Consider the following 25,954-nt stretch of genomic DNA (forward strand, 5'->3'; position numbering starts at 1 on the left):
CCGCTCCGCGGCGGGCGGTCGGCGGCCCGGCGGGCGATCAGACGCGCCATCAGGGTGACCAGCCGCACCAGGATGTCGTGGCCCTCGCCCATGACGGCCGCGCCCTCGCCCGGGCGAGGCCACGCCGGCGCCGTGCGGGGAGCCGGGGCCGCCCGGTGATTTTGGACGGCCCCGCCCTCGTACGCTCAGCCGCGGCGCAGCCGCAGTGTCACCAGCTCGAACGGGCGCAGTCGTACGGCGATGCGTGCGCCGTCCCGGTCGGGGGCGGCCGCATCGGGCAGCGGTCGCTCCAGGAGGTCGGTGACCGTGACGTCCGCGACCTCGAAGCCGGCCGTGAGCGTGGCGCGGGCGCGCCCGCCGTGCGCCTCGTGGAAGCGGACCACGACGTCACCGCCGCCGTCGTCGGCCAGCTTCACCGCCGTGATGACGACCGCGTCGTCGTCCACCGTGACCAGCGGCGCGACCTCCCCCGCGCCCTCGACGCGGCGTTCGGGCAGGTTGATCCGCCAGCCTTCGCGTACCGCGTCGCCGATGGCCGCGCCGGGCACCAGCGCGTGCCGGAAACGGTGGATGCCCTGGTCGGTCTCCGGGTCGGGGAAGCGCGGGGCGCGCAGCAGGGAGACACGCACCGTGGTGGTCGTACCGCCGTCGGTGCGGACGGTGCGGGTCACGTCATGGCCGTACGTCGAGTCGTTGACGACCGCGACGCCCCAGCCCGGCTCGGCCAGGTGCACGAAGCGGTGGTTGCAGGCTTCGAACTTGGCCGCTTCCCAGGAGGTGTTGGTGTGGGTGGGGCGGTACACGTGCCCGAACTGGGTCTCGGACGCGTACCGTTCGGCGCGCACGTCCAGCGGGAAGGCCAGCTTGAGGAACTTCTCCGTCTCGTGCCAGTCCACCTCCGTGTCCACGACCAGCCGCCGCTCCCCGGGCGGCAGGGACAGCACCTGGGTGACCTTCGAGGCACCGAAGGAACGTACGACGCGCACCGATACGCCGTCCTCGCCCGCCGTGACCGCGTCGGCGTCGGTGAGGTCGGTGACGGTGTTGCGGTAGAACTCGTCCACGTCCCAGGCGTCCCACATGTTCGGGAAGTCCGGGTGGAGCTGGAGCAGGTTCGCGGCCCGGCCCGGGGCGACGCTCTCCCGGTCGGCGTCGATGTCGTACGCGGACACCACCAGGCCGTCCGCGTCGATGCCGATGCGCAGCAGCCCGTTGTCCAGGGTGAACCCGCCGGCCTCGCGCGCGCTCAGCGTCGTCGCGCCCTCGGTGGCCGGTGCGGCGGCGCCGCCCGCCGGGATCCCGGCGCGGGTGTGCGGGGCCGCGTTGAAGACCAGCCCCGTGCCGCCGTCGCCGGCCAACGCCCGCTGGGCCGCGTCGATGATGCCGTTCAGCTCCCCGGCGAGGCGCGTGTAGGTGGCGCGCGCCTCCCGGTGCACCCAGGCGATGGAGGAGCCGGGCAGGATGTCATGGAACTGGTGCAGCAGGACCGTCTTCCAGATCCGGTCCAACTCCTCGTACGGGTAAGGGAATCCGGTGCGCACCGCGGCGGTGGCCGCCCACAGTTCGGCCTCCCGCAGCAGGTGCTCGCTGCGCCGGTTGCCCTGCTTGGTCTGTGCCTGGCTGGTCAGGGTGGCGCGGTGCAGTTCCAGATACAGCTCGCCCACCCACACGGGCGCGTCGGGGTATTCGGCCTGCGCCTTCTCGAAGAACGCCGCAGGCGTCTCCCACACGACGCGCGCCGAGCCTTCGAGGTCGCGCAGCCGGGCCGCCTTGGCGACCATCTCACGGGTGGTGCCGCCGCCTCCGTCGCCCCAGCCGGTGGGGGCCAGGGAGTGCCGGGCGCGGCCCTTGTCCTTGAAGTTGCGGGCCGCGTGGGCGATCTGGCTGCCCTTCATGGCGCAGTTGTAGGTGTCCACCGGCGGGAAGTGGGTGAAGATCCGGGTGCCGTCGATGCCCTCCCAACGGAAGGTGTGGTGCGGGAACTTGTTCGTCCGCGACCAGGAGATCTTCTGGGTGAGCAGCCACTTGGAGCCCGCCGCCTTGATGATCTGCGGCAGGCCGGCGGCGAAGCCGAAGGTGTCGGGCAGCCACGCCTCGTCGTTCTCGATGCCGAACTCGTCGAGGAAGAACCTTTTGCCGTGCACGAACTGACGGGCCATCGCCTCCGAGCCTGGCATGTTGGTGTCGGACTCCACCCACATCCCGCCGGCCGGTACGAACCGCCCCTCGGCCACCGCCTTCTTCACCCGCGCCCACACCTCGGGCCGGTGTTCCTTGACCCATGCCCACTGCTGGGCCTGGGACATGGCGAACACGAACTCGGGCTCGTCCTCGATCAGGGCGGTCATGTTGGACGTCGTACGGGCCACCTTGCGCACCGTCTCGCGCAGCGGCCACAGCCACGCCGAGTCGATGTGGGCGTGCCCGACCGCGCTGATCCGGTGCGCCGAGGGCACGGCGGGGGAGGCGAGGACACCGGCCAGCTCCTGCCGGGCGCGGGCCGCGGTGCCGCCCACGTCCTGGAGGTCGACCGCGTCCAGGGCCCGTTCCACGGCGCGCAGGATGTCGTGGCGGCGGGCGGAGTCGGCCGGCAGTTCGGCCATCAGCTCGCCGAGCACTTCCAGATCGATGACCAGCTGCCACACCGTCTCGTCGAACACGGCGAGGTCCATACGGGTCAGCGTGTACTGCGGCTCGCTGCCCGCGGTGTCCTTGTCGCCGAGCCGGGTGGGCAGGAAGGGGCGGTAGCCGAGGACGACGGGGTTGGAGGCGGCCTCGATGTGCAGCCGTACCCCCTCACCGCCCGCGACGGGGGCGCCGATGCGGACCCACTGGTTGCGCGGGTTGAGGCCCTTCACCGGGGTGCCGTCGGGCCGGTAGACCAGGCCCTCGCACTGGAAGCCGGGCATGTTCTCGTCGAAGCCGAGGTCCAGCAGCGCCTCGACGGTACGGCCGGCCCAGGACTCGGGCACGGTCCCGGTCACCCGGAACCAGCTGGTGCCCCACGGAGCACCCCAGCGGGCGCCCACCTCGATCGGCTCGGGCCCGGCCGCGAGGCCCTCGGCGACCGGCACGGGCTCGCCGGGCGCGTGCCACACCGCGACAGCCAGCGGCACGGACTCGGGGTGGACGGCGGGACGGATGCGTTCGCCGAGGACCCGCTTGAGGCGGGCCTCGACCAGGCTGCGGTCGTCATGCATGCGGGCTGCTCCCCAGGTCGTACGTCAGCGGGTGGTTACCAGGGTGGACGGTGGTCCCCGGCCGTGTCACTCCCCGCCGCCCGCGGGCGGCGTGCGCAGCACCTGCCCGGCCGTGACGACCTCGGTGATGCCGCGGGAGTGCAGCTGGTCGACGTCCTCGGCGCGGACGTCGAGGACGGCCGCGGGCCGGGCGCCGTCGGCGGTCAGCCGGAGGAAGGCGTCGTACACCGCGCCGCCCGGGGCGAGCGCGGAGCGGCGCGCGGGATCGGCGGGGACGGCCGGCGCGGTGGTGCGCGGGACCGGGGCGTACGTGCTGCGCGGCGCGGGCCGGCGCGTGCGCCAGGCCCTTGGGCCTCGGTCGAAGGAGCGCACGGCGCTGACCCGGCCCGGGCGGGCCGCCCGGGCCGGGGTGAAGGGCTGGCCGTGCTGGTACCAGGCGGCGTCGTACCCGGCGTGCGGGCGCAGCCGGCCGGGGGCGTGTGGGGAGGTGTGCCGGGGTCGATCGGGCGTGCGGGGAGGTGTGCCGGGGGCGATCGGGCGTGTGGGGAGGTGTGCCGGGGTCGATCGGGCGTGTGGGGAGGTGTGCCGGGGTCGATCGGGCGTGTGGGGAGGTGTGCCGGGGGCGATCGGGCGTGTGGGGAGGTGTGCCGGGGTCGATCGGGCGTGTGGGGAGGTGTGTGGGGTCGACCGGGCGTGTGGGGAGGCGTGCCGGGGGCGACCGGGCGTGCGGGGAGGTATGTGAGGGCGGGCCGGGGGGCGTGGGGAGGTGTTTGTGGGGGCGGGCCGGGGGCGACCCGTGACGGCGCGCTCCCCGGCCCCGCGGAAGAGCGTGGTGGACAGCTGACACCGGAACGGGCCGACGGTCAGGGCCGGTACGGCGAGCAACAGCGCGTAGCGCAGGACGAGTTCCCCCGCGCGCAGGCGCCGGCCGGGCTCGTCGGTGCGCCACGAGGCGCACCGGGGGGTACGGCCGACGCCGCGTACCGTACCGGTGCCGCTGCCCGAAACGATCAACCGCGACAGCACCGCCACCCCACCCGACTGACGCCGGCCACGCATCTGAGCAGCGCCCCGGACGACGGACATCCGGGGCGCTGCTCAGTGTCTTTCACGGGTGCTGACACTCGGTGGCCTGCCCAGCCGGCCAGAGGGCGGAGTCGGTCACCGGCAGGCGGGATCGGCGGTGATGCGACCAGCACGGACCTGACCGCGAGCGACTACACCAAGCCCTGGGTTGAGCCGGCACACGTGGTTACCGGCAAGCGGCAAGGACACCGGTGTCCTCCGGGACGGCGGGCTGCCAGAGGGGACGGCCCGCCGTACTCACGGAGTCAGCCGATGCGTCACACCGCGTCGATCACCCAGCGGGACGCCGTTCCGATGGTGGGCTGGAAGACGACCTGGGCCCCGACCTTTCCGTTGGCGTCCAAGTACTTGCCGCTCTGGTTGTGCCTGATGGACTTCGGACTGCCGGACGTGGTCGTCCACTTCTGATACTTGCCACCGTTGCACGGGTAGGTGTAGACATCGGCGCCGTTTCCGTCGAGGCAGTGGCCTGATGCCGGGTTCCTGAAGATGCCGCCGCTGATCTGCCACACCTGCTTCGCGCTGCGGTCACAGGTGCCGAGGACGAGGTTTCCCTTGCCTCCCGAGATGTTCACCTGGAGACAGGAGTTGCTGCTGTTGCCGTTGATCACCTGGTAGTTCACCGGCGCCGCCTGCGCCGAGGTCGCGCCGCCGACCAGCAGCGTAGAGCCGAACGCGATCGCCGCGCCCGCACCGGCGAGTCGAACGAGGTTTCCCTTGAGTTCCATGATCTATCCCCTTGAGTTCGGATGGTGGTTCCAGGGCTTGGGCATCGGTGCTGCGGTACCAGTGCCGCCGTCTACGTTGAGGGGTGGCGCCGTCCGGGTGCGGCGGTCTCGGACGAGCCCGGATCCGCCCGGCTCCCTCGCTGGATGAGCTACATTTCTGGACTTCGAAGTCCGGACGATTCCGGAGAACGAGACGGGGGAAAGCGGGGTACATGGGGTCGAGTTCACCACAAAGCTGGTTTGTCAACCGGTTGCAGCGGTTGCGTACGTCCTCGGGGTCACCCACCCAGGCGCAACTGCTGGCCTACGACGAGAACAAGGTCCTCACTCGGTCGTCGCTGTCGGACCTGCTGGCAGGCAAGTTCACAAAACCGCCCCCGTGGGAGCGGGTCGCGGCCTATGCGACCGCGTGCGTCCGCGCCGCGCACGCCGGTCAGATCGACCTCTCCTGCGAGGAAGAACTCGCGCGACTGCGGGGTGACCATGCCACCCTCACCGACCTGTTCGAGACCGCTGTCAGGGAGGTCCGCGCACCGGCGGCGCGTTCTTCGGGCTCGCGGCCCCGTCCGGCGACCTATCGGCTGCCGCCGCGCAACACCAACTTCACCGGCCGCGACGCCATATTGCGACAGTTGCGGCAGCGCCTCACCTCGGGCAGCGAGGGCGCGATGCAGGTCGTGCACGGGCTGGGCGGTGTCGGCAAGACGCAGCTTGCGGTGGAGTACGCCTATCTCTACCGGTCGAAATACCGGTTCGTGGCGTTCGTGGACGCCGAGGACCCCGATCTGGTGGCATCGCAGTTCGCGTCGCTGGCCCGGGAGCTGGGACTGGCGGAGGTCAGCTCCGAGCAGGTCATCCCACGGGTGTACGGCACATTACTGGACCACAGGCCCTGGCTGATCATCTTCGACAACGGGGAGAGACCCGGCACGCTCGTGGACGCGCTGCCGTCGGGTGACCTGACAAACACCGGTCACATCATCGTCACGACCAGGTTGCGCGGCTGGTCGAGCAGAGCCGGCGTCATCGACCTGGACGTGTTCACCAGGCGGGAGGCGGTGGAGCTGCTGGCCCGGCGGGTGTGCGGCATGACCACAGGGGTGGCGGACCGGATCGCCGAGCACCTGGGGGACCTGCCGCTGGCGCTGGAGCAGGCGGCCGGATACATGGACTACAACCAGACCGCGCCCGAGGAGTACCTGGCTCTGCTGACGTCGCGGCTTGAGGACATGATCGCGCTGGGCGAACTGCCGGACCGGCCGGCGGTAGTGGTCGCGACCCTGTGGCAACTCAGCGTACGCAGGCTGGAGTTCGAGCGGCCGCAAGCGATGCGGCTACTGGAGCTGTGTGCCCTGCTGGCGCCGGAGCCGATCCCGCTGGACCTGTTCAGGGGCAGCACGGAACCACTGATCGCAGCCGCGGCCGACCCGGTGGCGTGGGACACGACGGTCGGTGCTCTGGCCGGCCTGGGGCTCGCGAGGCGCGGAGCCTCCTCCCTGGTGCTGCACCGGCTGGTTCAGGCCGCCATCCGCGCCGCGCTGCCGGACGACGTGCGCACCGACGCCCGGGTGCACCTGTGCCGGGCGCTGCTCGCGGCCGTGCCACACGACATCCACGGCGACCCGGGCGCGCGATCGCGATGGCAAGAACTGCTCCCGCACGTGCTCGTGCTGACCAAGGACGAGCCGCCGGCCGAGTGCGCCGCGCAGACGGCGACGCTGCTGAGGCTGGCGTCGGCGTTCCTTCTTTCGATCGGGGACCACTCGGTGGCACTGCCCCTGTGCGAGCGTGCCGTCGCGATCGACGAATCGCTCGGCCAGAGGGATGCGGACATCGGCTTCGACCTGATCACCCTGGCGCAGATCCACCGGGACCGCGGCGCGCCGGAGCGAGCGCGTCCGATGGCGGAACGTGCTCTGAGCCTGCACGAGTCCTGTCTGCCGGCGGACAGTCCCGCCATCGCCACGGACTTGGCCACCCTGGCGCGAATCCGACACCTACTCGGTGATCATGAGGCGGCGGTGCCATTGGCCGAGCGGGCGCTGCGGATCGACGAGGCGGCGTACGGGCCGGACGACCCGTACGTGAGCTTCGACTTGATAGCACTGGCGAGTGTCCATCTCGCCCTGGGCGACCACGCCGTGGCCGTGCCGCTGATCTCTCGGGCGCTACGGATCCGCGAGGCCAGTTATGCGCCGGATCACCTGTACATCGGGTACGCCCTGCTGCTCAAGGCCCGAGCCGTGCACGCGTTGAACGACCCCACCGCAGCGAGCCTCGCGCGCAGGGGCGCGCTGATTCTGAACACCCGGCTGGGCAAGACCCATCCCAAGACCGAGGATGCCTTCGCTCTGGCCAACCGTTTGCTGAAACGCGACAGCCGCCAAGGACACGGCGAAGTCGTCGCGGTCGGCGAGGGGTACGACATGAAGGGCGCACCGATCACGGGCACGCATCAGTCACGAACGCCGAGGGCGATGCTGTGAGCCGTCGCAGAGCCGCGGACGCTCTGCCGCAGAGCGGTGTGTTCGGGGAGGCCGGTGCCGCCGAGGCGGGTCAGCAGGGAGGACAACCGGCCGATGTCCTCCTTGCTCCACGGCGGCGCGGCGAAGATCTCGGCGGCGATCCGCTCGGCCGTGGCGAGCATGTCCGTCATGCCTGCGCGGCCGGTGTCGGTCGGTGCCGCGTAGGCCATCGGGCCGTCATTGGCGTCCGTTTCGCGCGTCACCAGTCCGATCCGCTCCAGCGGCGCCGGCCCCCGGGCCACCCCGGAGGCCGGCGGCCCCAGCGCCTCGGCCAGGTCCGCCCGGCGCATCCGGCCGCCGGGCGCTTGCCCCGGGCGCGGCAGCGTCGTGAAGTCGGCCGGGCTCACACCGCGCAGTCCTCCCAGGCTCGCGTCGAACCGCCTCACCAGGGCCGTCCGGGCCCGCACAGGTTGACGGCCGTATGGAGCCCTTGGAGCGGTGGCGAAGCCACCCACGGAGCCGATGTTCAGGACGTGTCCGGATCGCTGGGCACGCAACGTCGGCAGGGTCGCCCGCAATGTGTTGAGCGCACCGAACACATTGACGTCGAACAGGTCCCGGACAGCCTTGTCTGACACCTCCTCGATCGCGCCCACCAGGCCGTAACCGGCGTTGTTGACCACGGTGTCGATCCGGCCGAACTCCGCCAGACCGGCCTCCACCGCGGCCGTCAACTGCGCCGGATCGGTCACGTCCGCGTTCACCGCCAGCAACCCGTCCGGCTTTTCCGGGTACGCCCGGAGCACCGCCGACACGTCCCTCGCCGTAGCGATCACACTGTGCCCTCGGTCCAGCGCCTCACGAGTGATCTCCGCGCCGAGCCCACGCGATGCACCGGTGACAAACCAAACGCTCATGTTCTCCCCCATTCCCTCGCCCGATCGGTCAACGGCTCGACGGTAGAACGTGGAGTCCGCTCCAGATCAAGGGCTGTGTGACACGAGCCGCCGCCGTCGCGCGCACGGCGGGCCGCTCACCGGCCACCGGCCGGCAGGTCCGCCACCGCGACCCGCTGTGCGAGCCGGGTCGGATCAGGGCCGGGAAAGGGCCGTCCACGAGGCGGAAGGTGACGAGGGTGCGCCCGCGCCGGCTGCGGTCGCCGAGGAACGTTTTGGGCGGAAACTGTTCGGCCCCGGCCCTCGCGTCGGCCACTGCCACGAGGGTGCCGTACGGCAAGTGGACGTGAGGGTGCGGTTGGCGGCAGCGGGCCTGCCCGGTCTTTCCCTGCTGGTCAGGGCTGGATGTTCTCCAGGTCCTCCAGAAGGCCGGGGTGCTTCGGCTGCCAGCCGAGCGCCTGCCGGGTGTGGGTGCTGGAGGAAGGCTGGTCGGTCGAGAAGATCGGGCCGAGGGTGCCGTAGGTCTCCGATGGCACCGACTTGACCGGCAGGCCCAGCCGTCGGCCGATGACCGCAGCGATGTCCCGCACGGTGTCTCCCTCGTCGGCCACGGCGTGCCAGGAAGTACCGGGTTCCGCCCGCTCCAGGGCGAGCCGGAAGAGGACCGCCGCGTCGAGCGCGTGCACGGCCGGCCAGCGCTGTGTGCCGTCGCCCGGGTAGCCGGACACCCCGGCCCGGCGTGCGATGCCGGTCAGCAGACCGGCGAACCCGCCCGTGCCCCGGTTGTGCACCGTGCGCGGCAGGCGTACGGCCGTACTGCGGACCCCGCGCGAGGCCAGGCCCAGGACGGCCGTGACCGCGCGACCGCGGCCACCGACCGGCCCGTCGGTCGGCAGCGGGTCGGCCTCGGTGGAGGCGCGGCCCGGCACCCGGGGCGTACCCGAGACGGTGACGAGGGAGCGGTCGCTGCCGACAAGCTCCTCGCCGAGGGTCGCGAGGGCGGCGCTTTCCTCGGCGACCGCCTTCGCGAGGGCTTCGGGGCTGCTGAAGTCGTTGCCGAACGCGAGATGGACCACCCCGTCGGCCCGGGCGACACCGGCGCGAAGGACGTCGAGGTCGGCGAGGGCTCCCCTGAGCGGCTCGGCGCCGGCCGCCTCGGCGGCCAGAGCGGACGCGTCGGAACGGGCGAGCGCGAGGACGGTGTGGCCGTTGCCGAGCAGTTCGGCGACGACGGCGGACCCGATCAGACCGGTGCCACCGGTGACAAAGACGCGCATGGAAAACTCCCCACGAGTGATGGGACTCTTGTCCCATCACTCTAGCGCAGTGATGGGACAAGAGTCCCATCACCTATGATGGCGACCATGGGCAGATGGGAACCAGGAGCACGTGAACGCCTCGTCGTGGCCGCCGTCGACCTGTTCACCGAGCAGGGGTACGACGCCACGACGGTCGCCCAGATCGCCGAGCGCGCCGGGGTCACCAAGAGCACCTTCTTCCGGCACTTCCCCGACAAGCGCGAGCTGCTGGTGGCCGGACAGGAGACGCTGAGCCGGCTGCTGACCGAGGGGATCGCCGAGGCGCCCGCTGAGGCCGGCCCGCTTGAGGCGGTGGCCGCCGGTCTTGAGCGCGCCTCGACCGCCATGGGACCCGTGAGCCGCCGGCTCGCCCCTCGCCTGAAGGCGGCCGTCGCCGCCAGCGCCGAACTTCAGGAGCGTGACGCCCTCAAGAGCGTCAGCCTGGCGGCCGCGATGACGACTGCCCTGATCGCCCGCGGCGTACCCGATCCCACCGCGGCGCTCGCGGGCGAGCTGGGCGTCCTCGCCTTCAAACGGGGGTACGCCCAATGGTCCGAGGGCGACCGCGATGCCAAGGACGAGCTGGCCGGGTACGTCCTGGCGGCCCTGGACGAGCTGCGCGCGGCGAGCGCCTCGCTGAGCTGAGCTGACCGGACCGCTTCACCCGCCGCCCACCGAACTGCGGGCCAGAGCCATGTCGGAACTGGCTCGCGTGCAGGACCGCGATCTCCGGGGCGAGCCGGGCGTGCGGGAAGCGCCTGGCGACCTGGTCCGACGGGCCCCGCGGCGGCTCGGCCGCGGTGGTGAGGGAGCGGGGCGCCGGTGGCACCGCTCGCTCCGGGCGGCACGGCGCCGGGCGGTACTGCTCGCTCCGGGCGGCACGGCGCCGGGCGGTACTGCTCGCTCCGGGCGGCACGGCGCCGGGCGGTACCGCTTGCTCCGGGCGGCACGGCGCCGAGGCGGCCAAGCACTTTTTTGGGTCCCGCCGGAGTGTCCGGCCCGCCCACGAACTGCGGCCGGTCCCGCCCACCAACTGCGGCAGAACCCACCCACTAACTGCGGCCAGCCCGGCCCACGAACTGCGGCCGGGTCGGCCCACTGCGGGAGTGACCGAAGTCCTCCCGGCGCGCCGCGGCCCCTCCGCGCCGCGTACAGCGCGCGCACGGCACCCGTTCGGCGTAGCGTGTGGGACCGCGGCGAGCGCGGACCGCGTACGGTCCGCTGCCGGACGGCGGCTCGCCGGTTCAGCGAGGCCCGCACCCTTCATGAGTCAGGAGCGCATCATGGTCATACCCGTCCGACAGCGCATCCGCGGCCGTTCCACCGCCCTGCGCGCCGGCGCCGGGCTCGTCACCACCCTGCTCGCCGCGAGCGTGTGCACCACGTCGGCGGCGACCGAGGGCGCCGGGCAGGCGTCCGGCTCCGCCGCCCCGGCCCGCTCGGCGGCCACCACCTGCGCCGACCGGGTCTACACGGCGATGACCCAGGCACAGCGCGTCGGGCAGCTGTTCATGGGCGGCGTCGCCGCCACCCGCCCCAGCGCCACGGACCTGCGCACCCTGCGCACCTACCACGTGGGGTCCGTCATGCTGACCGGGCGCAGCACCGCCGGGACCGTGGCGACGAAGAAGGTGGTCGACGGGGTGCGCGGGCAGGCGGACACGGTCGCCGGGCGACGGGTCGGAATGATCGTGTCGACCGATCAGGAAGGCGGTCAGGTCCAGGTGCTCAACGGCCCGGGCTTCTCGACCATCCCCGCCGCCCTGACCCAGGGCAGCTGGAGCACCACGACGCTGCGCGACCGCGCCGAGGGGTGGGCGCGGCAGCTCAAGGCGGCCGGTCTCGATCTCAATCTCGCCCCGGTCGCCGACGTGGTGCCCGCGAGCCTCGGCACCCGCAACGCTCCCATCGGCCGCTACCACCGCGAGTACGGCCACACGCCCGATACCGTGACCTCGCACAGCGGCGCCTTCGCGGCCGGTTTCCGCAAGGCCGGGGTCATGACCTCCGTCAAGCACTTCCCCGGGCTCGGCCGGGTGATCGGCAACACCGACACCACGGCGAACGTGGTCGACTCGGTGACGACCGCCTCCAGTTCGAGCCTCACGCCGTTCCGCAGCGCGATCGGGGCCGGGTCGCCGTTCGTGATGGTCTCCCTGGCGAAGTACACCAAGATCGACGCAAACCATCTGGCGGCGTTCTCCCCGACGGTCATCGGTTCGCTGCTGCGCAGCCGGTTCGGTTTCCAGGGCGTGGTCATCTCCGACGACCTCGGCAGGGCCGTCGCGGTCCGCTCCTACACGCCGGCTCAGCGGGCGGTGAATTTCCTCAACGCCGGCGGTGACATGATCCTCACGGTCCAGCCGTCCACCGTGCCGGCGATGGCGCAGGCGATCCAGTCCCGGATGGCGACGGACGCCTCCTTCCGTGCCAAGGTCGCCGCCTCCGTGCACCGGATCCTCACGGCCAAGGCCACGGCCGGTCGCCTCAGCTGCGGCTGAGCAGACCGCACCGACGGCGAATACGGTCGGTGTTCATCTCCGTGAACCACACCGCATCGTCTGGACCGGCAGTGATACCGAAGGGTCCGCTGCCGGGCGTGGGTATGGGGAAGGACTCCGTTTCACCGTCGACGGTGACGCGGCCGATCCGGTGGTCCTGGGACCGGGTGAACCACAGTGCGCCGTCGGGCCCGGGGGTGATGACCGTAGGGCGACACTCGGACGAGTCCAGGGGGTATTCGGTGAGTTCGCCGTCGAGGGTGAGACGCGCGATACGGCCACTGTGGGCGAAGGTGAGCCACAGCGCACCGTCAGGTCCGGCCGCGATGCCGTAAGGTCCCGCCCCCTTGTCCGCCACGGAGATCTCCCTGGTGGCCGGGGCATCAGAATGGCGCACAGCAACTCCTTCTAGGGGTGGTGAGGATCAATACGTTTCCTGACCGATGGCGCAGCTCGGTCTCGCACCGGGTCGACAACGATCGCGGCGAGGTCAGCGGGCCGGGTCATGGGGACGTTGTGGTTCGAGCTGATGCCGATCAGCCGGCGCCCAGGGCCGATACCGCCGGCCCGCTCGCGCCATGCCTCCGTCCGCTCCCTGGAGCGGTACGCCCGCCCCGGCGTGGACGCGGTCGCCCGAGACGCAGCTCTTCTGAATCCCGTGCAGGGCACCCGCTGTTGGCTGGCCCGGCAGGGACGCTCTTCCGGAGCCGCCCCGTGGGGTATAGGTGTTCGCAGTACACACGGTCGTCCAGGAGCGGGAGGGACCATGGCAGTGCTCAAGGGCAAGACGGCTGTCGTCACCGGCGGATCGCGGGGGATCGGGCGGGCCATCGCGCTGCGGCTCGCGCTGGACGGGGCGGCTGTGCTCTTCAACTACGCACGGAGTCGGGACGCCGCGGACGAGGTCGTACGGCAGGCCGAGGAGGCAGGCGGGAACGTCATGCCCGTACAGCTGGATCTGGCCGAGCCCGGCGCGGCCGAGGAGCTGATGGAGACGGCGGACCGACAGCTCGGCGGCCTGGACATCCTGGTGAACAACGCTGCTACGCACACGGAGGTGGTGCCCCTTGCGCAGACGGAGGAAGCGGATTTCGACAGAGTGATGGCCGTGAACACCAGGTCCGTTTTCCTCACGATGCGTTACGCGGCGCGGCACATGCGCGACGGCGGCCGGATCGTGAACATCTCCACCCTCAACACTGTCTTCCCCGCGCCCGGCAATGCCCCGTATGCCGCCAGCAAGGGCGCGCTGGAGCAGCTCACCCTGGTGGCGTCGCGCGAGCTGGGCGCACGGGGAATCACCGTCAACACCGTGTCGCCGGGTGCCACGGACACCGATCTCTTGCGAGGGGCCAACGAGCCGGAGAAGCTGACGATGGTCATCGGAATGACATCGCTCGGACGTCTCGGCCGGCCGGAGGACGTGGCGGACGTCGTCGCCTTCCTGGCAGGGCCGGACGGGCGCTGGCTGACGGGCCAGAACATCCGTGCCAACGGAGGCATCCTCTGACCGGTGCTGTGACCGGGGATGGCCACCGGGGCGGGGGACCCCTTGCCGTGTGTGAACTCGTCGCGTGGCGTGTTGGGAGGTGTCAGGGACTTTGTGTGAGTCCTTGGGGTGGCGCGTTGCCTGTGCGGCGGGCGTAGGCGCGTGCCGCACGGGCGCGGTCGCCGCAGCGGGTGGAACACCAGTGGCGGCGGCCGTGACGGAGCAGGTAGCGGTTGCAAGGGGTGGAGCCGCAGGCGGTGAGGCGTTCGGCGTCGGCGGAGGTGAGCAGGTCGGCGGCGTCGGTGGCGAGGGTCGCCAGGGCGTGGTCGACGATCGCGGTGGTCGGGTGAGGGGTGGCTCGGTAGGGACCGTTCTTGTCGTCCCACTGCAACAGCGGGGCGGTCGGGACGCGGGTCATTGCGTCGTTGACGGCCGCGAGGGCTGCGGGGAGCGCGGGAAGCCCGGCTGCTCGGGAGGCGAACAGGGACCTGATGTGTTCACGCAGCGCGCGGATCCGTGAAGCACACAGTTCGTGCAGGTCGGCGTCCACAGGGGTCAGATCGCGTCGGGACAGCCACTCATTCGCCCGCAGGGGCGTGCTCAGCAGATCGAGCGTGTGTCCACCGGGCAGCGCAATGGCGCTGTTGACGAGGGCGAGAGAGGGATGGTGCTCCTCGCCCTGAGCAGGCGGCGGGGCGGCGTCGTCCATGGTGTCTCCTTCCGGATTCTCATGGTACGCCTTGCCCATATCCGTGAGGCGAGCTAGCGTCGTCCTCACGGCTGAAGTGAATCTATCCGTGAGGTGCGCTGTCTTATGTCTTCCCCCTCTGTAACCCACGACCAGTTCCCGATTCGTGTGCTCGGCGGTCCGACCGCTGTCTTCGAGTACGGGGGCCTGCGCTTTCTGACCGACCCGACCTTCGATGGCCCGGGCGACTACGCCGCTCCGGGCGGCCCGACCCTGACCAAGACAACGCCCTCCGCCCTCACCCCTGACGACCTCGGCCCCATCGATGTCGTGCTTCTCTCGCACGACGAGCACCCCGACAACCTCGACAACGCGGGCCGAGCACTGCTCGCCGACATCCCACTCGTCCTCACCACCCCCGGCGGGCAACAGCGTCTCGGCGGCCGGAGCAAGGGCTTGACGGACTGGGAGTCCACCGAAGTGCGTCGACCCGACGGCGGCACGGTCACGGTGACCGGGGTGCCCGCCGTCCACGGCCCCGGCCCACGCGAGGACGTCGAGCCGTTCACCGGCCAGGTCGTCGGCTTCGTCCTGACCGGAGATGGCCTGCCGACCGTCTACGTCAGCGGGGACAACGCCTCACTCGACGCGGTCAAGGAGATCGCTGAGCGGTATGCCCCGGTGGACACCGCCGTCCTCTTCGCCGGAGCCCCTCGCTTCGCCGCGCTCTTCGACGGTGCACCCATCGTGCTGGACAGCGCTCAGGCGGCCGAAGCCGCCGGGATCCTCGGCGCTCGCCGCATCGTCCCTGCGCACCACGACAGTTGGGCCCATTTCACCGAGGGCCGCGACGAACTCGAAGCCGCCTTCCGCGCCGTCGGTCTGAGCGACCGCCTCGATTGGAACCGAAGCGTCTGAGGCGCTTCGGTGATCGGGGCCGCTGGGTGGGGTGAAGCCCTTACGCCGCCCCACACCCACCCGATGGCGGGCACACCCGTAGGCAGGTGTGAGCCCATGCGTGCCGCACGGACTTCTGCAAGGGCGCGTGCGATCTTGGGCGTTGCGGGAGTCCTGATCCGGGTAGCCGGTCAGCGGTTGGCGGCGGCCTGCTCCGGCTGATGGGCGTCGCTCAGCGGTGCGCCGAACCACCGGTGGAGCGCGGCTCGCAGACCGCTGACGTCGTCCGGCTCGTGTCCGGTCCACGCTGTGTGGCAGTCGGGGCGCAGCAGCAGGCCGGTCGCGCTCGTGCCCTCTGCCGTGCCGCTGACGACCTCGACCCGGTCGTGCCAGGGCTTCGCGGCCTCGGCGAAGTCGCCGCACAGGTCCAGCAGCAAGGGCCGGGCGGTGGTCGTCAAGTCGGCCAGCCGACGGGTGCCCGCGCCGGTGTGGACCACGAGGTCGGGCGCGAAGCCTTCGGTGGTCCCAGCGAGCAGGTGGGCGATGCATTCAGTGCCGCCGGGCGAGGCGAGCAGATCGCCGAAGACGGTCCGCAGGGCACTGACCTCCGGTCCGGGGCGCATCAGTGCCGACTGGGACAGGGTCGAGGCCACGACGTGTTCCGCCACCGGCCGACGTTCCTCATCGTAGGTGTCGAGCAGACCGTCGGGGGCCCACCCCCGCACGGTGGCGGCCAGCTTCCAACCGAGGTTGACCGCGTCCTGCAGTCCGAGGTTGAGTCCTGGTCCGCCGATCGCCGAGTGCACGTGGGCCGCGTCGCCCAGGAGCAGTACCCGCCTGTCCCGGTAGCGCTCTGCCAGCCGGGTGTTTCCGCCGACAAGCCGTCGAAGCAGATGCGGTCCCTCGCCCTGCGGCGGACCCAGCGGGACGGGAACGCCCAGCACGCGTTCGGCGCTCGCCATCATCTCTTCGAAGGTCATCGGGGAGGTGTGCTCGTCCGGCGTACCGGTTTCAGTGGTGTTGAGGACAGGCACTCGACCAGGCAGCAGGCCCCACGCGATGGTGCCGCGCTCCGTGCGTACGTACAGCAGAGGTGGCAGGCTCCCGTAGCCGGGAACGCGCAGGTCGCCGTCCGGGCCCAGATATTCGTCCGCCACGGACACGTTTGCCGAGCGGGTGATGAAGTCGTCGGTGGTCACGCCGGGGAAGCCGATGCCGGACAGGCGTCGCACCATACTGTGCCCTCCGTCAGCCCCCACCAGGTAACGGGCGGTGAGAGTCTCACCGTCGGCAAGGGTGATCCGCACGACGTCGCCGTCCTGGTGCAGATCGGCCACTTCCTGCCCCCTGCGGAGGTCGACACCGAGTTCCACGGCGCGTTCGGCGAGGACCTTTTCGATCCGCTCCTGCGGTGCCGGGAGCAGGCTCACGGGGTTGTCATCGACACCTGTGAGGTCCAGCGTGAACGCGCCGAACATATAGCGGGGCGCGGGCCGGGGCGGTTCGCCGGATCCGCTGATGCGGGCGTAGAGGCCACGTCGGTCGAGCATGCGCACCACCTGACCGACCAGACCGTTCGCCCGGGGCTCGGTCTTCGGGCCGGCGAGACGCTCCAGCACGACCGGACGCACCCCGGCCAGTGCCAGCTCGCAGGCGAGCATCAACCCGTTCGGGCCGCCACCGACGATTACCACATCAAGCATGACAATTCCCCTTTTCAGGGCATGGAGGGACAGAGGCTGCAAGCGGCAGCCCCTGTTCGGGGTGGAAAGGAGGGACCTACGGAGTGGGGAGTCCGGTGGCCACCATGCGCAGAGCCCGGGGCAGCAGGACCTCCATCGGCTCGCCCGTGCCGCCTTGTACGAACAGTTCGAGGGCGACATTGTTGGCGGCCATCACGCTCGCGGCCACCAGGCGAGGGTAGAGATCGGACTCGGGATCCGTGCCCGTGCGGTCGGCGATCGCTGCGGCCAGCTCCTTCTCCGCGGTCTTGCTCGCACGCAGCAGCTCGGCCTCCAGCGCGGGTTCGGCCAGCATCACCCGCAGGCCGGCCGCCCACTCATCGGGCCCCTGGGGCGGCATGTGCTCCACCTCGGGACCAGGCTCCAGCTGCCGTAGCGCCGCACGGGTGATTGCCTCCCACAAGGGCTCACCGGGCGGTCCGTGGCGCAGCTCGGCCGCGAGCCGCAAGGAACGCTCAAGGTAGCGAAACGCAATCGCCTCGGCCTTGCTGGAGAAGTAGTTGTTGTAGGTGCGCGGAGACACGCCGACCGCCGCGGCGATGTCTTCGACCTTGACCGCACTCAACCCGCGCTCGACGGTGAGCCGGACCGCGGCCCAGCTCAGCGCTGCGCGCGTGGCTTCCTTCTTCCGTTCCCGAAGACCGCTCATGCCCGGTACGTTAGCAGAAAGTGCGCGCCACGAAAACTTTCGTACCGCGCAACTTTTCGCGGGGTGGGGGTTCCGCCTCTGTGCACGACACCTGCCCGGGAGAAGCGACGTGCAGCGGGCAGGTGATCGTCTTGTTCCGCTCCCGTAGCGTCGGCAGCCCCGTCGGACACTTGCGCCCTGCCGCCGGCGGCGCTGAAGAAGCGGGCGTCGAACCGGGCCGTGTAGTCCTCCAACGGCCCCGGCGCGGGCGGGCACGGAAGGACAGCGGTCATCTTCAGCCGCCAGCAAGGCAGTTGACCCCTACCACCGACCTACGGCCGACCCCGCGGTTCTGTATGCCCGCCGATTTCACTGGTGTCGCTCGCCGGCAGCGGTCCCAGAGACAGTCGGCCGACACCGGGGTTCACTGCGCGTGCTCAGACGGAACCCTGACCCGACTGCCGCGCCCGGAGGGCGTAGACGGGCTCCCCTTCGATGAACGTCATCTTGACCACGGTGGCGTGGACTTGAGTGATCGGCACTTCGAAGGGGTTCTGGTCGACGACGATGACATCGGCGAGCATGCCCGGTTCGATGCGCCCGAGGCGGTGTGCCGCGCCCTCCTGGCGCGCGGAGTTGATGGTGAACATGTCGATGGCTTGCTCCAGGGTGATGGCTTGATCCTTGCCGAAAGAGGTGGCGCTGCCCCCTGGCTCCTGGCGGGTGACGAGCGTCTCGATGGCTGTCCAGGGGTTCACCGATGGCACGACCGACCAGTCCGAACCCGGCACGACCAGCGCATGGGCTTCGAGCATCTCGCGTACGGGCCAGACTCGTTCGATGACGTCCGGGCCGACCGCCATGGCGATGTCGTCGCAGATGGGTGCCGGCTGCCACAGATAGGGGGAGACCTCGAACGTCGCGCCCAGGTTCGAAGCCCGCTGGATGTCCGTCTGCGACACGAACGTGCAGTGGCCCACGTTGTGCATCTGTGGACCGGGGCCGTTGGCGGTGCGGGCAGCCTCGATCGCGCCCAGCGCCGCTCGCACCGCCGCATCGCCGGCGGCATGGAACTTGACCGTGAGGCCCATCTGGTCGAATCGGGTCACTGCCCGGTCGAGGACCGCGGGCGCGATCTCCAGCAGTCCATATCGACTGGCCTCGTCGTCCCGCCCCTGCACCGTGTCGACATAGGGGTCGATCATGGCCGCTGTGTGGCTGTCGGTCGGGACGCCGTCGAGGAAGATCTTCACGCAGTCGGGCGAGACGCGGCTGTGGGCGTAGAAGTTGCGTGCCGCGATCACGTCTTCGCATTCGGGGTTGTTGGGGGACCACACGAGGCACAGACGGACTCGTTGCTTGAGGGTTCCGCGTTCGGCGAGCCTGGCGTAGGCGCGCAGTTCGGGGCGTGGCCCGGCGGTGAAGCCGACCGCGGCTTCGGTGAACGACGTGATCCCGTAGGAGAGCATCTCGGAGAGAGCCCAGTCCAAGGCCGCCTCCACCTCGTCGTCGGTCGGCTTGGGAGCCGCAGCCGCCAGCCTGTCGGCGGCGGTCTCGCGTTGCACGCCGTTCGGATTCCCAGCGGCATCCCTCTCGAAGATGCCGCCCTCCGGGTCGGGTGTGCCGGGGCCGACGCCCGCCGCCTCAAGCGCCTTGGTGTTCGCCCATGAGCTGTGTCCGCTGGTGTCCTCCAGGAGGACGGGATGGTCCGGGGCGACCGAATCGAGCATGGTCCGGTCCGGAACGCCGCCCAGCGCCGATGCGTCCCACTGTCCGCCGAGCACCCACTCGCCGGGAGCCGCCTGCGCCACGTGTTGTGCCACGATGCGAAGGGTCTCGGCCAGGTTCGAGCCCTGCGGGATTCTGCAGCGCCGCTCCCTGATGCCGGCGTAGATGGGATGCACGTGCAGGTCATGCAGGCCGGGAAGCACGGTGTCGCCGGCCAGATCGATCACCCGTGTGGACGGCCCTCGCTGGCGCAGGACGTCCTCGTTGCTGCCGACCACCTCGATGACACCGGCGCGTACGGTGAGTCCTTGGGCCCAGCCCGACGCTGCCCTGACGCGCCCGCCCATCAAGATCGTGTCTGCGTACTGGTCGTTCATGGTGTTCCTCTCCGGACCATGCCTCGTCCGGCTCGGCGGATCAGCGGCGGTTGATGAACCCGGCGTCGACGGGCAGCGTGACACCGGTGACATAGCGGGCTTCGTCCGAGACCAGCCACAGGATGGCGTTCGACACGTCGACCGGTTCGACCGTGTCCACGGGAAGGGCGTTCGGCGCTTCCTCGGACAGGATCGGGTCCTGAGCGACGAAGTCGACGATGGCCGGGTCGGTGATCATGCGGGTCGCCACGCCGGTGGGGTGCACCGAGTTGACCCTGATGCTGTGGCGGGCGAGGTTGTTGGCATAGGTGCGCATCAGCCCGACCACACCGTGCTTGGAGGCGGCGTAGCCCAGACCCCCATTGCTCGCCCCGCCGATCCCCACCAGTCCTGCGGTGGAGCTGACGATCACGATCGAACCGCCCTCGCCGGCCGCCACCATGGCCGGGATGGCCACCTCGATGGTGTGAAAGGTGCCGGTGAGGTTGACATCGAGGGCGTCGTGCCACGCCTCCAATTTGTCGTCGACCAGCATCGGCGCGATCCCGGCGTTGGCGACTACGATGTCGATTCTCCCGAACTCTTTGAGGCCCGCGTCGTACGCCTCCTGCAAGGCCGTACGGTCGCGGACGTCCGTCTGCCTCGCCACGACGCGGCGGCCCAGAGCCTGGACCTCCGCCACCGCGTCGTGCAGCTCTTCCGGGGTCGACTGCGGGTAGGGCACGCTGTCCACGGACCGACAGATGTCGACGATGACCAAGTCGGCGCCTTCTTCTGCCAATCGCCGGATGTGGCTTCGGCCGAGCCCGCCGGCCGCTCCGGTGACGAAGGCGACCTTTCCCTCAAGGCGCCCCTTCCTTTTGTCGGTTACCTCATTGCGCATGCCACGGCTCCTTTCCACGTCACAAACTCTTTTGCTGCCGGCGCTGAAGAGGACGGATCACTCCGCCTGCTGCCGGCCGATGCGTGCGTACACGTCCTGTCGCTTGATCCGGTACAACGCGGCCAGGGCCACTCCGCCGACGAATACCGCCCAGATCACCACCTGAAGCACGACCGCGGAAGCCATGGAACCGCCCGTCATGGTCGTGAAGTTGGTCAGGGAGAGCCACAGCACCGCTCCCAGACCCACGCCGCTCAGAAGAGGGGCTATGAGCTTGTGCCAGGCCGACACACCCGTGATGTGCGGCTGCTTGCGGAAGTAGAGGACAACAGCCAGATTCGTCAGGAACATCAGCACCATCACCCCGAAGGCCGCGGCGCCGGCCAGACTGCCGTATGCCCCGGCCAGGTCACTGACCGTGAACGCGGTGATCACGGTGGCGATCAGCATGACTGCCGTGACGGTGATCGAGCTGACATAGGGCGATCCATGCCGAGGGTGCACTCTGCCCAGTCCTGACGGGAGGGCGCGGTCGACGCCCAGGGAGTGGCAGTAGCGGGCCAGGATGTTCTGTCCTGCGAGGAGGGCGGCGAAGGCCGATGTGACCACCAGGACCGTGACGGCATCGCTCGCCCAGGCTCCGAGATAGCTGTGGGCCGCACTGGAGAACATGGTGACGAAGTTGGCCTTCGCCTCAGCCGGGGCGCGGTCGGTGCCGTAAGCCAGGATGAGACACCATGCGGCGATCACGTAGAAGACACCGATGGTCGCCACGGACAGATATGTGGCGCGAGGGACGGTGCGCTGCGGATCCTTGGTCTCATCGCGGAAGACCGCGGTTGCCTCGAAGCCCACAAAGCACATGACCGCGAACAGCATCGCCAGGCCCACCGACCCCGAGGTGAGCGAGTTCCAGGCGAAGGGCGTCAACGAGCGGCCGTCGGCACCGCCCGTCCAGAGAATCTTGGCATCGAACGCTCCGACGAGGAGGACCTCGCAGGCCATCACGGCCGACAGGACCTTTGCCGACAGATCGATCCGGAAGTAGCCGAGGACGCCGGTGGCGGCGATGCCTGCCAGCGCGTAGACGTACCACGCGAGCACCGGTCCGTGGAGCGCACCTTCCACGAGGCCCTTGGCGACGACCCCGAAGAACGCGTATGTGCTGACGGCGAACGCGAGATACACGAAGAGGGCAAGGAAGCTGGAGCCGAGACCGGTCATCTTGCCGAGGCCCGCCGTGATGTAGGCGTAGAAGGCGCCTGGGTTGGGCAGGTAGCGGCTCATGGCGGTGTAGCCGACGGTGAAGAACAGCAGCACGACCATGGCCAGTACAAAGGCCAGGGGTGCGCCGACGCCGCCGAACATGATGACGAACGGCGTGGGGCCGGTGACGACCACCATGGGGGCGGAGAACGCCAGTACCGTCAAGGTCAGTTCGAGTACACCGATTCGTCCGCGGGAGCTTGCCCTCGGCCTGCTCCGCGGTAGCCGGCCGAGACGGCTTCCCGTCAACGGCCCGGGCTCTCTTCGGCCCTGGGGCCGTGACAGCACTCTGATCACTCATCAGGTCCTCTTTCGTCGTCGAAAGTGTGAGCCCGGTACGGGACCTGGTGCGCGAGGTCGTTGACGGGCGGATTGTCGGGGGATACGGGTGCGGTCAGCGTCCTGCGCCGTCGGCATCCGCGAAGAAGAGTCGCCTCGCGTTGCCGTGCAGAACCTTGGTGAGAAGGTCGTCGGGCAGGCCGAAGCCGTGATAGCGCTCAACGATCTGAGTCAACGGGCAGTACGGGTAGTTGCTGGCGAAGAGGAAACGGTCCTGCAAATACGTCCTCATGGCCAGGAGGTAGTCCTGCTCTCCGGGCAACCCGGGAAAGTAGACGTCGGGCATCATCCATACGTTGGGCCGCCGAAACGCGACGCCCAATGCCGCCTGCACAAACGGCCATCCCCCGTGCATATAGACGATCTGCAGCCGGGGAAAGCGAATCGCCACCTGCTCGTGCCGCAGGGGATCGCTGTAGCTCAGATCCGGCCCCGTCTCTCCGCCCCCCATCAGCAGCAGCGGCAAGCCGATGGACTGGCAGGCGTCATAGACCGGATCAACGCGCCGGTCGTCTATGTGCAGGGCGGTGTGTGCGAGACCCGGCTCGACGACGACACCCCGGACACCGCGGTCCTTGAGCTGTTGCACTGCCGCACCCGGATCCGCCGCCAGCGCGTCGACCGCCCCGTAGGCGAAGAAGAACTCCGGCCGCTGGGCGACGGCTTCGAATACCGGAACGTTTCCCCGCCCACCCCATACATCGTTCGGCACGCGGGCGGTGAGGCCCGCGCGTGTGATGCCGAGCCGCTTGCACTCGTCGAGATACGTGCTCACATCGGGCGAGTTCATCGCCCCGTCCACCGTCCAGCCGCGCGACCGTACGCCGTCGAGAGTTCCCGCGAACCGGGTCCATGTCCGATCCTGTAGGAATGCCGGAATCGGCGGGCATGCGCGCGCGTCGATGATCGTGTCCGTACCGGCCCCGGAATCGCTCTTCGCCGGTGTTGCTGTGTCAACCATGTGCCTCAGTGCCTTTCATGACCTGCTCGGGGCCGGGATCCGTCCGGGATGGGAGAGTCGGCTCCCGCCGACGCGACGTCGTGCGACGTGCGCCGGCGGGTTCGCTGCTCAGGTCAGCGTGACCTGGACCGGCAGATGCTTGATGCCGTTGACGAAGTTGGAGCGCACGCGCGGGATGTCTCCGGCCAGCCTGATGTCCGCCAGGCGCGGGATCAGCTCTTCGAACATGATGCGGATCTCGGTGCGGGCCAGCAGGTTGCCCAGGCACAGATGGGGGCTGCCCTTGCCGAAGGTGATGTGGTCGTTGTCCTGCCGGGTGACGTCGAAGTCGTAGGGGTTGCCGAAGACGTCCTCGTCGCGGTTGCCGGAGGCGAACCACATGACGACCTTGTCGCCTTCCTTGATCTGCTTGCCGCCGAGTTCGACGTCGCGTGTGGCGGTGCGGCGGAAGTGGTAGACGGGGGACGCCCATCGCAGGAACTCCTCGACCGCCGTGGGGATCAGTGAGGGGTCGTCGCGCAGGCGGGCGAGCTGCTCCGGGTGCTGGAGCAGGGCCAGCACGGAGTGGGTGATGGTGTGGCGGGTGGTTTCGTTGCCCGCAACCACCAGGAGCAGGAAGTAGTTGTCGAAGTCCTGCGCGGAGAGCGGGACGCCGTCGCGCGGGGTCTCGTTGACCAGCTTGGAGATCAGGTCGGTGCCGTGGCCGCCCTGCCGCTGCCGGGCCAACTCGCGTCCGTACTCGAACACTTCGAGCGATGCGGGGGAGCGGAAGGGCAGGTCGCGGTATTGCTCGCTCTCCTCGCTGTGCAGCAGGACATCGGCGTAGTCAGGATCGGTGTTGCCGATGATGCGGTTGCCCCAGTCGATCAGCTGCTGGTTGTCCTCGGGCGGCACGTCGAGCAGCCGGGCCAGGACGTTGATGGGAAAGTCGGCGGAGACCTCCTTGACGAAGTCGAAGGTGCCCTTGGCCAGAGCCGCGTCCAAGGTGGTGGCGGTCAGGCCGCGCAGGAAGTCGGCGTAGCTGTTGATGACGCTCGCACCGAACTGCCGCTGCAGCAGGCTGCGCAGAGCGCGGTGGCGGACGCCGTCGAGTTCCAGGATGGAGGCGCGCGGGCCTCGGACTGCGGATCCGGCAGCAGACCCCCTGTTGTTTGGCGTCAAACGGTAGGAGTCGTGTCATCTTCCCGCAAGGGTTCTGTCGCAAGAATTTATCCACACGGATAGCTATTGACCAGGCAGAGGGTCGCTTCTAGATTGTTTGAGATCAAACGAACTGGGGTGAGATGAACCACGCCCCGTTGGCCGGGGCCCGGCCCCCGCTGTCCGGGGCCCCGCTTCTCGATTCGCTCCGACGCCCACTCAGCACCAGGAGGACCGGCCATGAAGGTCGTCGTCGACATGAACAAGTGCCAGGACCATGGCCAGTGCGTCTTCGCCGCCCCGGACGTCTTCCGGTTCGACGACGCCGGACACCTTGCCTACGTCCCTGACCCCGGCGAAGCGTTGCGCGAGGAGGTCGAGGAGGCTGCCGACGTCTGCCCGCTCCAGGCCATCCGGATCGAGGGCTGAGCCATGAGCGAAGGCGTCGTCGTGGCCGGTGCGTCCATGGCCGGCCTGCGCGCCGCGGAGCAGTTGCGCGCCGCCGGCTGGGCCGGACCGATCACCCTGGTCGGGGACGAACCTCATATGCCCTACAACCGGCCGCCCCTCTCCAAGGAGGTCCTGGCCGGCAAGGCACCCTTCGAGTCGCTCACCTTCCGGCCCCGGGCCAGCGTCGCGGATGTGCAGTGGCGGCTGGGCACCCGGGTCGTCGCGGCCGACCTCGACCGGCGCGTCGTAGAACTGGATGACGGGGAGACGCTGTCGTACGGCGGTCTGGTGGTGGCCACCGGTATGAGACCCCGGCGGCTGCGCTGCCCCGGCCCGCTCACCGGGCGGCACACCGTTCGCACCCTCGCCGATGCCCGAGGACTGCGCGAGGCGCTGGCCAGGCCGGGCGCACGTGTGGTCGTGATCGGCGCCGGATTCATCGGCTGCGAGGTGGCCGCGACGGCCGTGAAGCTCGGCGCCGTCGACGTCACTGTCGTCGATCCGCTGCCGCTGCCCATGGTCGGGCCGCTCGGTGAGCTGCTCGGCACGGCACTGCTCAAGCGCCACCGACAGCACGGCATCCGCTTCGCCCTCGGCGCCGGCGTGAGCGGATTCGAGGGCGAGGACCGGGTGACGGGTGTCGCCCTCTCGGACGGCACTGTCCTCGCCGCGGACGTCGTGGTCGAGTCGGTCGGCTCCCTCGCCAACGTCGAATGGCTCGACGGCAACGGCCTCGACCTGACCGACGGGGTCCTCACCGACGAGCACCTGCGCGTCGGCGGGCGCCCCGACGTCGTCGCGGTCGGTGATGTCGCTCGTTTCCCCAACGCCCGCTACGACGGTGTGCCCCGCCGCGTCGAACACTGGTCGATCCCGACCGACACCGCCAAACACGCCGCCCGCGTGCTCGCCGCGCACCTCGACGGCGCTCGGGCCGATCTCCCGCCCTTCGCTCCTCTGCCCACCTTCTGGAGCGACCAGCACGACTTCCGCCTCCAGTCCTTCGGCGCCCCGGCCCTCGGCCGACAGGACGTGCGCGTGCTGGACGGCGCCCCCGACGGCGACGTCCTGGTCGGCTACCACACCGACGGCCGGCTGATCGGCGTCGTCGCACTCGGTGGCCCGGCAGCCGCGGCCGCCGCCGCCCGCTATCGCGCCGAACTGCTCAAGCAGCCCGCCCTCACCGCATAAG

At 70.1% G+C, this 25,954-nt stretch carries 19 protein-coding genes and 3 pseudogenes; 7 read left to right on the top strand and 15 right to left on the bottom strand.

What is annotated here, in order from left to right; translation table 11 throughout:
* Positions 1 to 185: 185 nt before the first annotated feature.
* The 3 genes and pseudogenes from ABT245_RS27850 to ABT245_RS27860 form a co-directional block, all read right to left on the bottom strand.
* Positions 186 to 3,200: an alpha-mannosidase gene (locus ABT245_RS27850; protein WP_351738300.1), complete on the bottom strand. Its 3,015-nt coding sequence runs from the start codon at positions 3,198 to 3,200 to the stop codon at positions 186 to 188.
* 66 nt (positions 3,201 to 3,266) lie between these two features.
* Positions 3,267 to 3,677 (bottom strand): annotated as a pseudogene (locus tag ABT245_RS27855) (hypothetical protein); the annotation flags it as partial.
* Between the two features lie 866 nt (positions 3,678 to 4,543).
* Positions 4,544 to 5,014 (bottom strand): RICIN domain-containing protein, encoded by a 471-nt coding sequence (locus tag ABT245_RS27860; protein WP_351738302.1) that lies wholly within the window; start codon positions 5,012 to 5,014, stop codon positions 4,544 to 4,546.
* A gap of 83 nt (positions 5,015 to 5,097) precedes the next feature.
* Here ABT245_RS27860 and fxsT point away from each other — a divergent pair, with 83 nt between their 5' ends.
* Positions 5,098 to 7,500, top strand: a complete 2,403-nt coding sequence (fxsT, locus tag ABT245_RS27865; RefSeq protein WP_351738305.1) for an FxSxx-COOH system tetratricopeptide repeat protein — start codon at positions 5,098 to 5,100, stop codon at positions 7,498 to 7,500.
* On the opposite strand, the gene ABT245_RS27870 is transcribed toward fxsT, so the two are convergent.
* Both ABT245_RS27870 and ABT245_RS27875 read right to left on the bottom strand, forming a co-directional pair.
* Entirely contained in the window at positions 7,470 to 8,396 is a 927-nt protein-coding gene (locus ABT245_RS27870) for an SDR family NAD(P)-dependent oxidoreductase (protein WP_351738308.1), read from the bottom strand. The two genes, fxsT and ABT245_RS27870, sit on opposite strands and share 31 nt — an antisense overlap.
* A gap of 374 nt (positions 8,397 to 8,770) precedes the next feature.
* The gene (locus ABT245_RS27875; protein WP_351738310.1) at positions 8,771 to 9,652 is read right to left on the bottom strand and encodes an SDR family oxidoreductase; all 882 of its coding nucleotides are present in this window, start codon (positions 9,650 to 9,652) and stop codon (positions 8,771 to 8,773) included.
* An 87-nt stretch (positions 9,653 to 9,739) separates the two neighbouring features.
* On the opposite strand from ABT245_RS27875, the gene ABT245_RS27880 reads away from it, so the two are divergent.
* Both ABT245_RS27880 and ABT245_RS27885 read left to right on the top strand, forming a co-directional pair.
* The gene (locus ABT245_RS27880) at positions 9,740 to 10,318 is read left to right on the top strand and encodes a TetR/AcrR family transcriptional regulator (protein ID WP_351738313.1); all 579 of its coding nucleotides are present in this window, start codon (positions 9,740 to 9,742) and stop codon (positions 10,316 to 10,318) included.
* A 638-nt stretch (positions 10,319 to 10,956) separates the two neighbouring features.
* A complete protein-coding gene (locus tag ABT245_RS27885; protein WP_351738315.1) occupies positions 10,957 to 12,174 on the top strand; it encodes a glycoside hydrolase family 3 N-terminal domain-containing protein in 1,218 nt (405 codons plus the stop codon).
* A gap of 13 nt (positions 12,175 to 12,187) precedes the next feature.
* On the opposite strand, the pseudogene ABT245_RS27890 reads toward ABT245_RS27885, so the two are convergent.
* Positions 12,188 to 12,571, bottom strand: a pseudogene (locus tag ABT245_RS27890) (Vgb family protein); the annotation flags it as partial.
* A gap of 369 nt (positions 12,572 to 12,940) precedes the next feature.
* Here ABT245_RS27890 and ABT245_RS27895 point away from each other — a divergent pair.
* A complete protein-coding gene (locus ABT245_RS27895; RefSeq protein ID WP_351738318.1) occupies positions 12,941 to 13,684 on the top strand; it encodes an SDR family oxidoreductase in 744 nt (247 codons plus the stop codon).
* Positions 13,685 to 13,766: 82 nt separating this feature from the next.
* Here ABT245_RS27895 and ABT245_RS27900 read toward each other — a convergent pair whose 3' ends face one another.
* A complete protein-coding gene (locus ABT245_RS27900; protein ID WP_351738321.1) occupies positions 13,767 to 14,372 on the bottom strand; it encodes an ABATE domain-containing protein in 606 nt (201 codons plus the stop codon).
* A gap of 105 nt (positions 14,373 to 14,477) precedes the next feature.
* Here ABT245_RS27900 and ABT245_RS27905 point away from each other — a divergent pair, with 105 nt between their 5' ends.
* Complete coding sequence (locus ABT245_RS27905) at positions 14,478 to 15,269, top strand: MBL fold metallo-hydrolase (RefSeq protein ID WP_351738324.1); 792 nt, start codon at positions 14,478 to 14,480, stop codon at positions 15,267 to 15,269.
* Between the two features lie 170 nt (positions 15,270 to 15,439).
* On the opposite strand, the gene ABT245_RS27910 is transcribed toward ABT245_RS27905, so the two are convergent.
* The 8 genes and pseudogenes from ABT245_RS27910 to ABT245_RS27940 all read right to left on the bottom strand — a co-directional run bounded on the left by ABT245_RS27910 (position 15,440) and on the right by ABT245_RS27940 (position 24,333).
* A complete protein-coding gene (locus ABT245_RS27910) occupies positions 15,440 to 16,951 on the bottom strand; it encodes an FAD-dependent monooxygenase (protein ID WP_351738327.1) in 1,512 nt (503 codons plus the stop codon).
* Positions 16,952 to 17,027: 76 nt separating this feature from the next.
* Complete coding sequence (locus ABT245_RS27915) at positions 17,028 to 17,639, bottom strand: acyl-CoA-like ligand-binding transcription factor (RefSeq protein ID WP_351738330.1); 612 nt, start codon at positions 17,637 to 17,639, stop codon at positions 17,028 to 17,030.
* Between the two features lie 118 nt (positions 17,640 to 17,757).
* Positions 17,758 to 17,911: pseudogene (locus tag ABT245_RS46190) on the bottom strand (IS701 family transposase); the annotation flags it as partial.
* Positions 17,912 to 18,055: 144 nt separating this feature from the next.
* The gene (locus ABT245_RS27920; protein WP_351738332.1) at positions 18,056 to 19,723 is read right to left on the bottom strand and encodes an amidohydrolase; all 1,668 of its coding nucleotides are present in this window, start codon (positions 19,721 to 19,723) and stop codon (positions 18,056 to 18,058) included.
* A 40-nt stretch (positions 19,724 to 19,763) separates the two neighbouring features.
* A complete protein-coding gene (locus tag ABT245_RS27925; protein WP_351738335.1) occupies positions 19,764 to 20,606 on the bottom strand; it encodes a mycofactocin-coupled SDR family oxidoreductase in 843 nt (280 codons plus the stop codon).
* A gap of 57 nt (positions 20,607 to 20,663) precedes the next feature.
* Positions 20,664 to 22,037, bottom strand: a complete 1,374-nt coding sequence (locus ABT245_RS27930; protein ID WP_351738337.1) for an APC family permease — start codon at positions 22,035 to 22,037, stop codon at positions 20,664 to 20,666.
* A 229-nt stretch (positions 22,038 to 22,266) separates the two neighbouring features.
* Positions 22,267 to 23,172, bottom strand: a complete 906-nt coding sequence (locus ABT245_RS27935; RefSeq protein ID WP_351738340.1) for an amidohydrolase family protein — start codon at positions 23,170 to 23,172, stop codon at positions 22,267 to 22,269.
* 108 nt (positions 23,173 to 23,280) lie between these two features.
* Positions 23,281 to 24,333: a cytochrome P450 gene (locus tag ABT245_RS27940; RefSeq protein WP_351738342.1), complete on the bottom strand. Its 1,053-nt coding sequence runs from the start codon at positions 24,331 to 24,333 to the stop codon at positions 23,281 to 23,283.
* A gap of 219 nt (positions 24,334 to 24,552) precedes the next feature.
* Here ABT245_RS27940 and ABT245_RS27945 point away from each other — a divergent pair, with 219 nt between their 5' ends.
* Together ABT245_RS27945 and ABT245_RS27950 are read left to right on the top strand one after the other, a co-directional pair.
* The gene (locus tag ABT245_RS27945) at positions 24,553 to 24,741 is read left to right on the top strand and encodes a ferredoxin (protein WP_351738345.1); all 189 of its coding nucleotides are present in this window, start codon (positions 24,553 to 24,555) and stop codon (positions 24,739 to 24,741) included.
* A gap of 3 nt (positions 24,742 to 24,744) precedes the next feature.
* Complete coding sequence (locus ABT245_RS27950; RefSeq protein ID WP_351738347.1) at positions 24,745 to 25,953, top strand: NAD(P)/FAD-dependent oxidoreductase; 1,209 nt, start codon at positions 24,745 to 24,747, stop codon at positions 25,951 to 25,953.
* Position 25,954 lies beyond the last annotated feature (1 nt).

Source organism: Streptomyces sp. NPDC001508 (assembly GCF_040298665.1).
GTDB lineage: Bacteria > Actinomycetota > Actinomycetes > Streptomycetales > Streptomycetaceae > Streptomyces.

Coding starts and splice junctions, on each gene's coding strand:
- ABT245_RS27850 (WP_351738300.1), bottom strand. CDS start 3,200: ATGCATGACGACCGCAGCCTGGTCGAGGCCCGCCTCAAGCGGGTCCTC.
- ABT245_RS27860 (WP_351738302.1), bottom strand. CDS start 5,014: ATGGAACTCAAGGGAAACCTCGTTCGACTCGCCGGTGCGGGCGCGGCG.
- ABT245_RS27870 (WP_351738308.1), bottom strand. CDS start 8,396: ATGAGCGTTTGGTTTGTCACCGGTGCATCGCGTGGGCTCGGCGCGGAG.
- ABT245_RS27875 (WP_351738310.1), bottom strand. CDS start 9,652: ATGCGCGTCTTTGTCACCGGTGGCACCGGTCTGATCGGGTCCGCCGTC.
- ABT245_RS27880 (WP_351738313.1), top strand. CDS start 9,740: ATGGGCAGATGGGAACCAGGAGCACGTGAACGCCTCGTCGTGGCCGCC.
- ABT245_RS27885 (WP_351738315.1), top strand. CDS start 10,957: ATGGTCATACCCGTCCGACAGCGCATCCGCGGCCGTTCCACCGCCCTG.
- ABT245_RS27895 (WP_351738318.1), top strand. CDS start 12,941: ATGGCAGTGCTCAAGGGCAAGACGGCTGTCGTCACCGGCGGATCGCGG.
- ABT245_RS27900 (WP_351738321.1), bottom strand. CDS start 14,372: ATGGACGACGCCGCCCCGCCGCCTGCTCAGGGCGAGGAGCACCATCCC.
- ABT245_RS27905 (WP_351738324.1), top strand. CDS start 14,478: ATGTCTTCCCCCTCTGTAACCCACGACCAGTTCCCGATTCGTGTGCTC.
- ABT245_RS27910 (WP_351738327.1), bottom strand. CDS start 16,951: ATGCTTGATGTGGTAATCGTCGGTGGCGGCCCGAACGGGTTGATGCTC.
- ABT245_RS27915 (WP_351738330.1), bottom strand. CDS start 17,639: ATGAGCGGTCTTCGGGAACGGAAGAAGGAAGCCACGCGCGCAGCGCTG.
- ABT245_RS27920 (WP_351738332.1), bottom strand. CDS start 19,723: ATGAACGACCAGTACGCAGACACGATCTTGATGGGCGGGCGCGTCAGG.
- ABT245_RS27925 (WP_351738335.1), bottom strand. CDS start 20,606: ATGCGCAATGAGGTAACCGACAAAAGGAAGGGGCGCCTTGAGGGAAAG.
- ABT245_RS27935 (WP_351738340.1), bottom strand. CDS start 23,172: ATGGTTGACACAGCAACACCGGCGAAGAGCGATTCCGGGGCCGGTACG.
- ABT245_RS27945 (WP_351738345.1), top strand. CDS start 24,553: ATGAAGGTCGTCGTCGACATGAACAAGTGCCAGGACCATGGCCAGTGC.
- ABT245_RS27950 (WP_351738347.1), top strand. CDS start 24,745: ATGAGCGAAGGCGTCGTCGTGGCCGGTGCGTCCATGGCCGGCCTGCGC.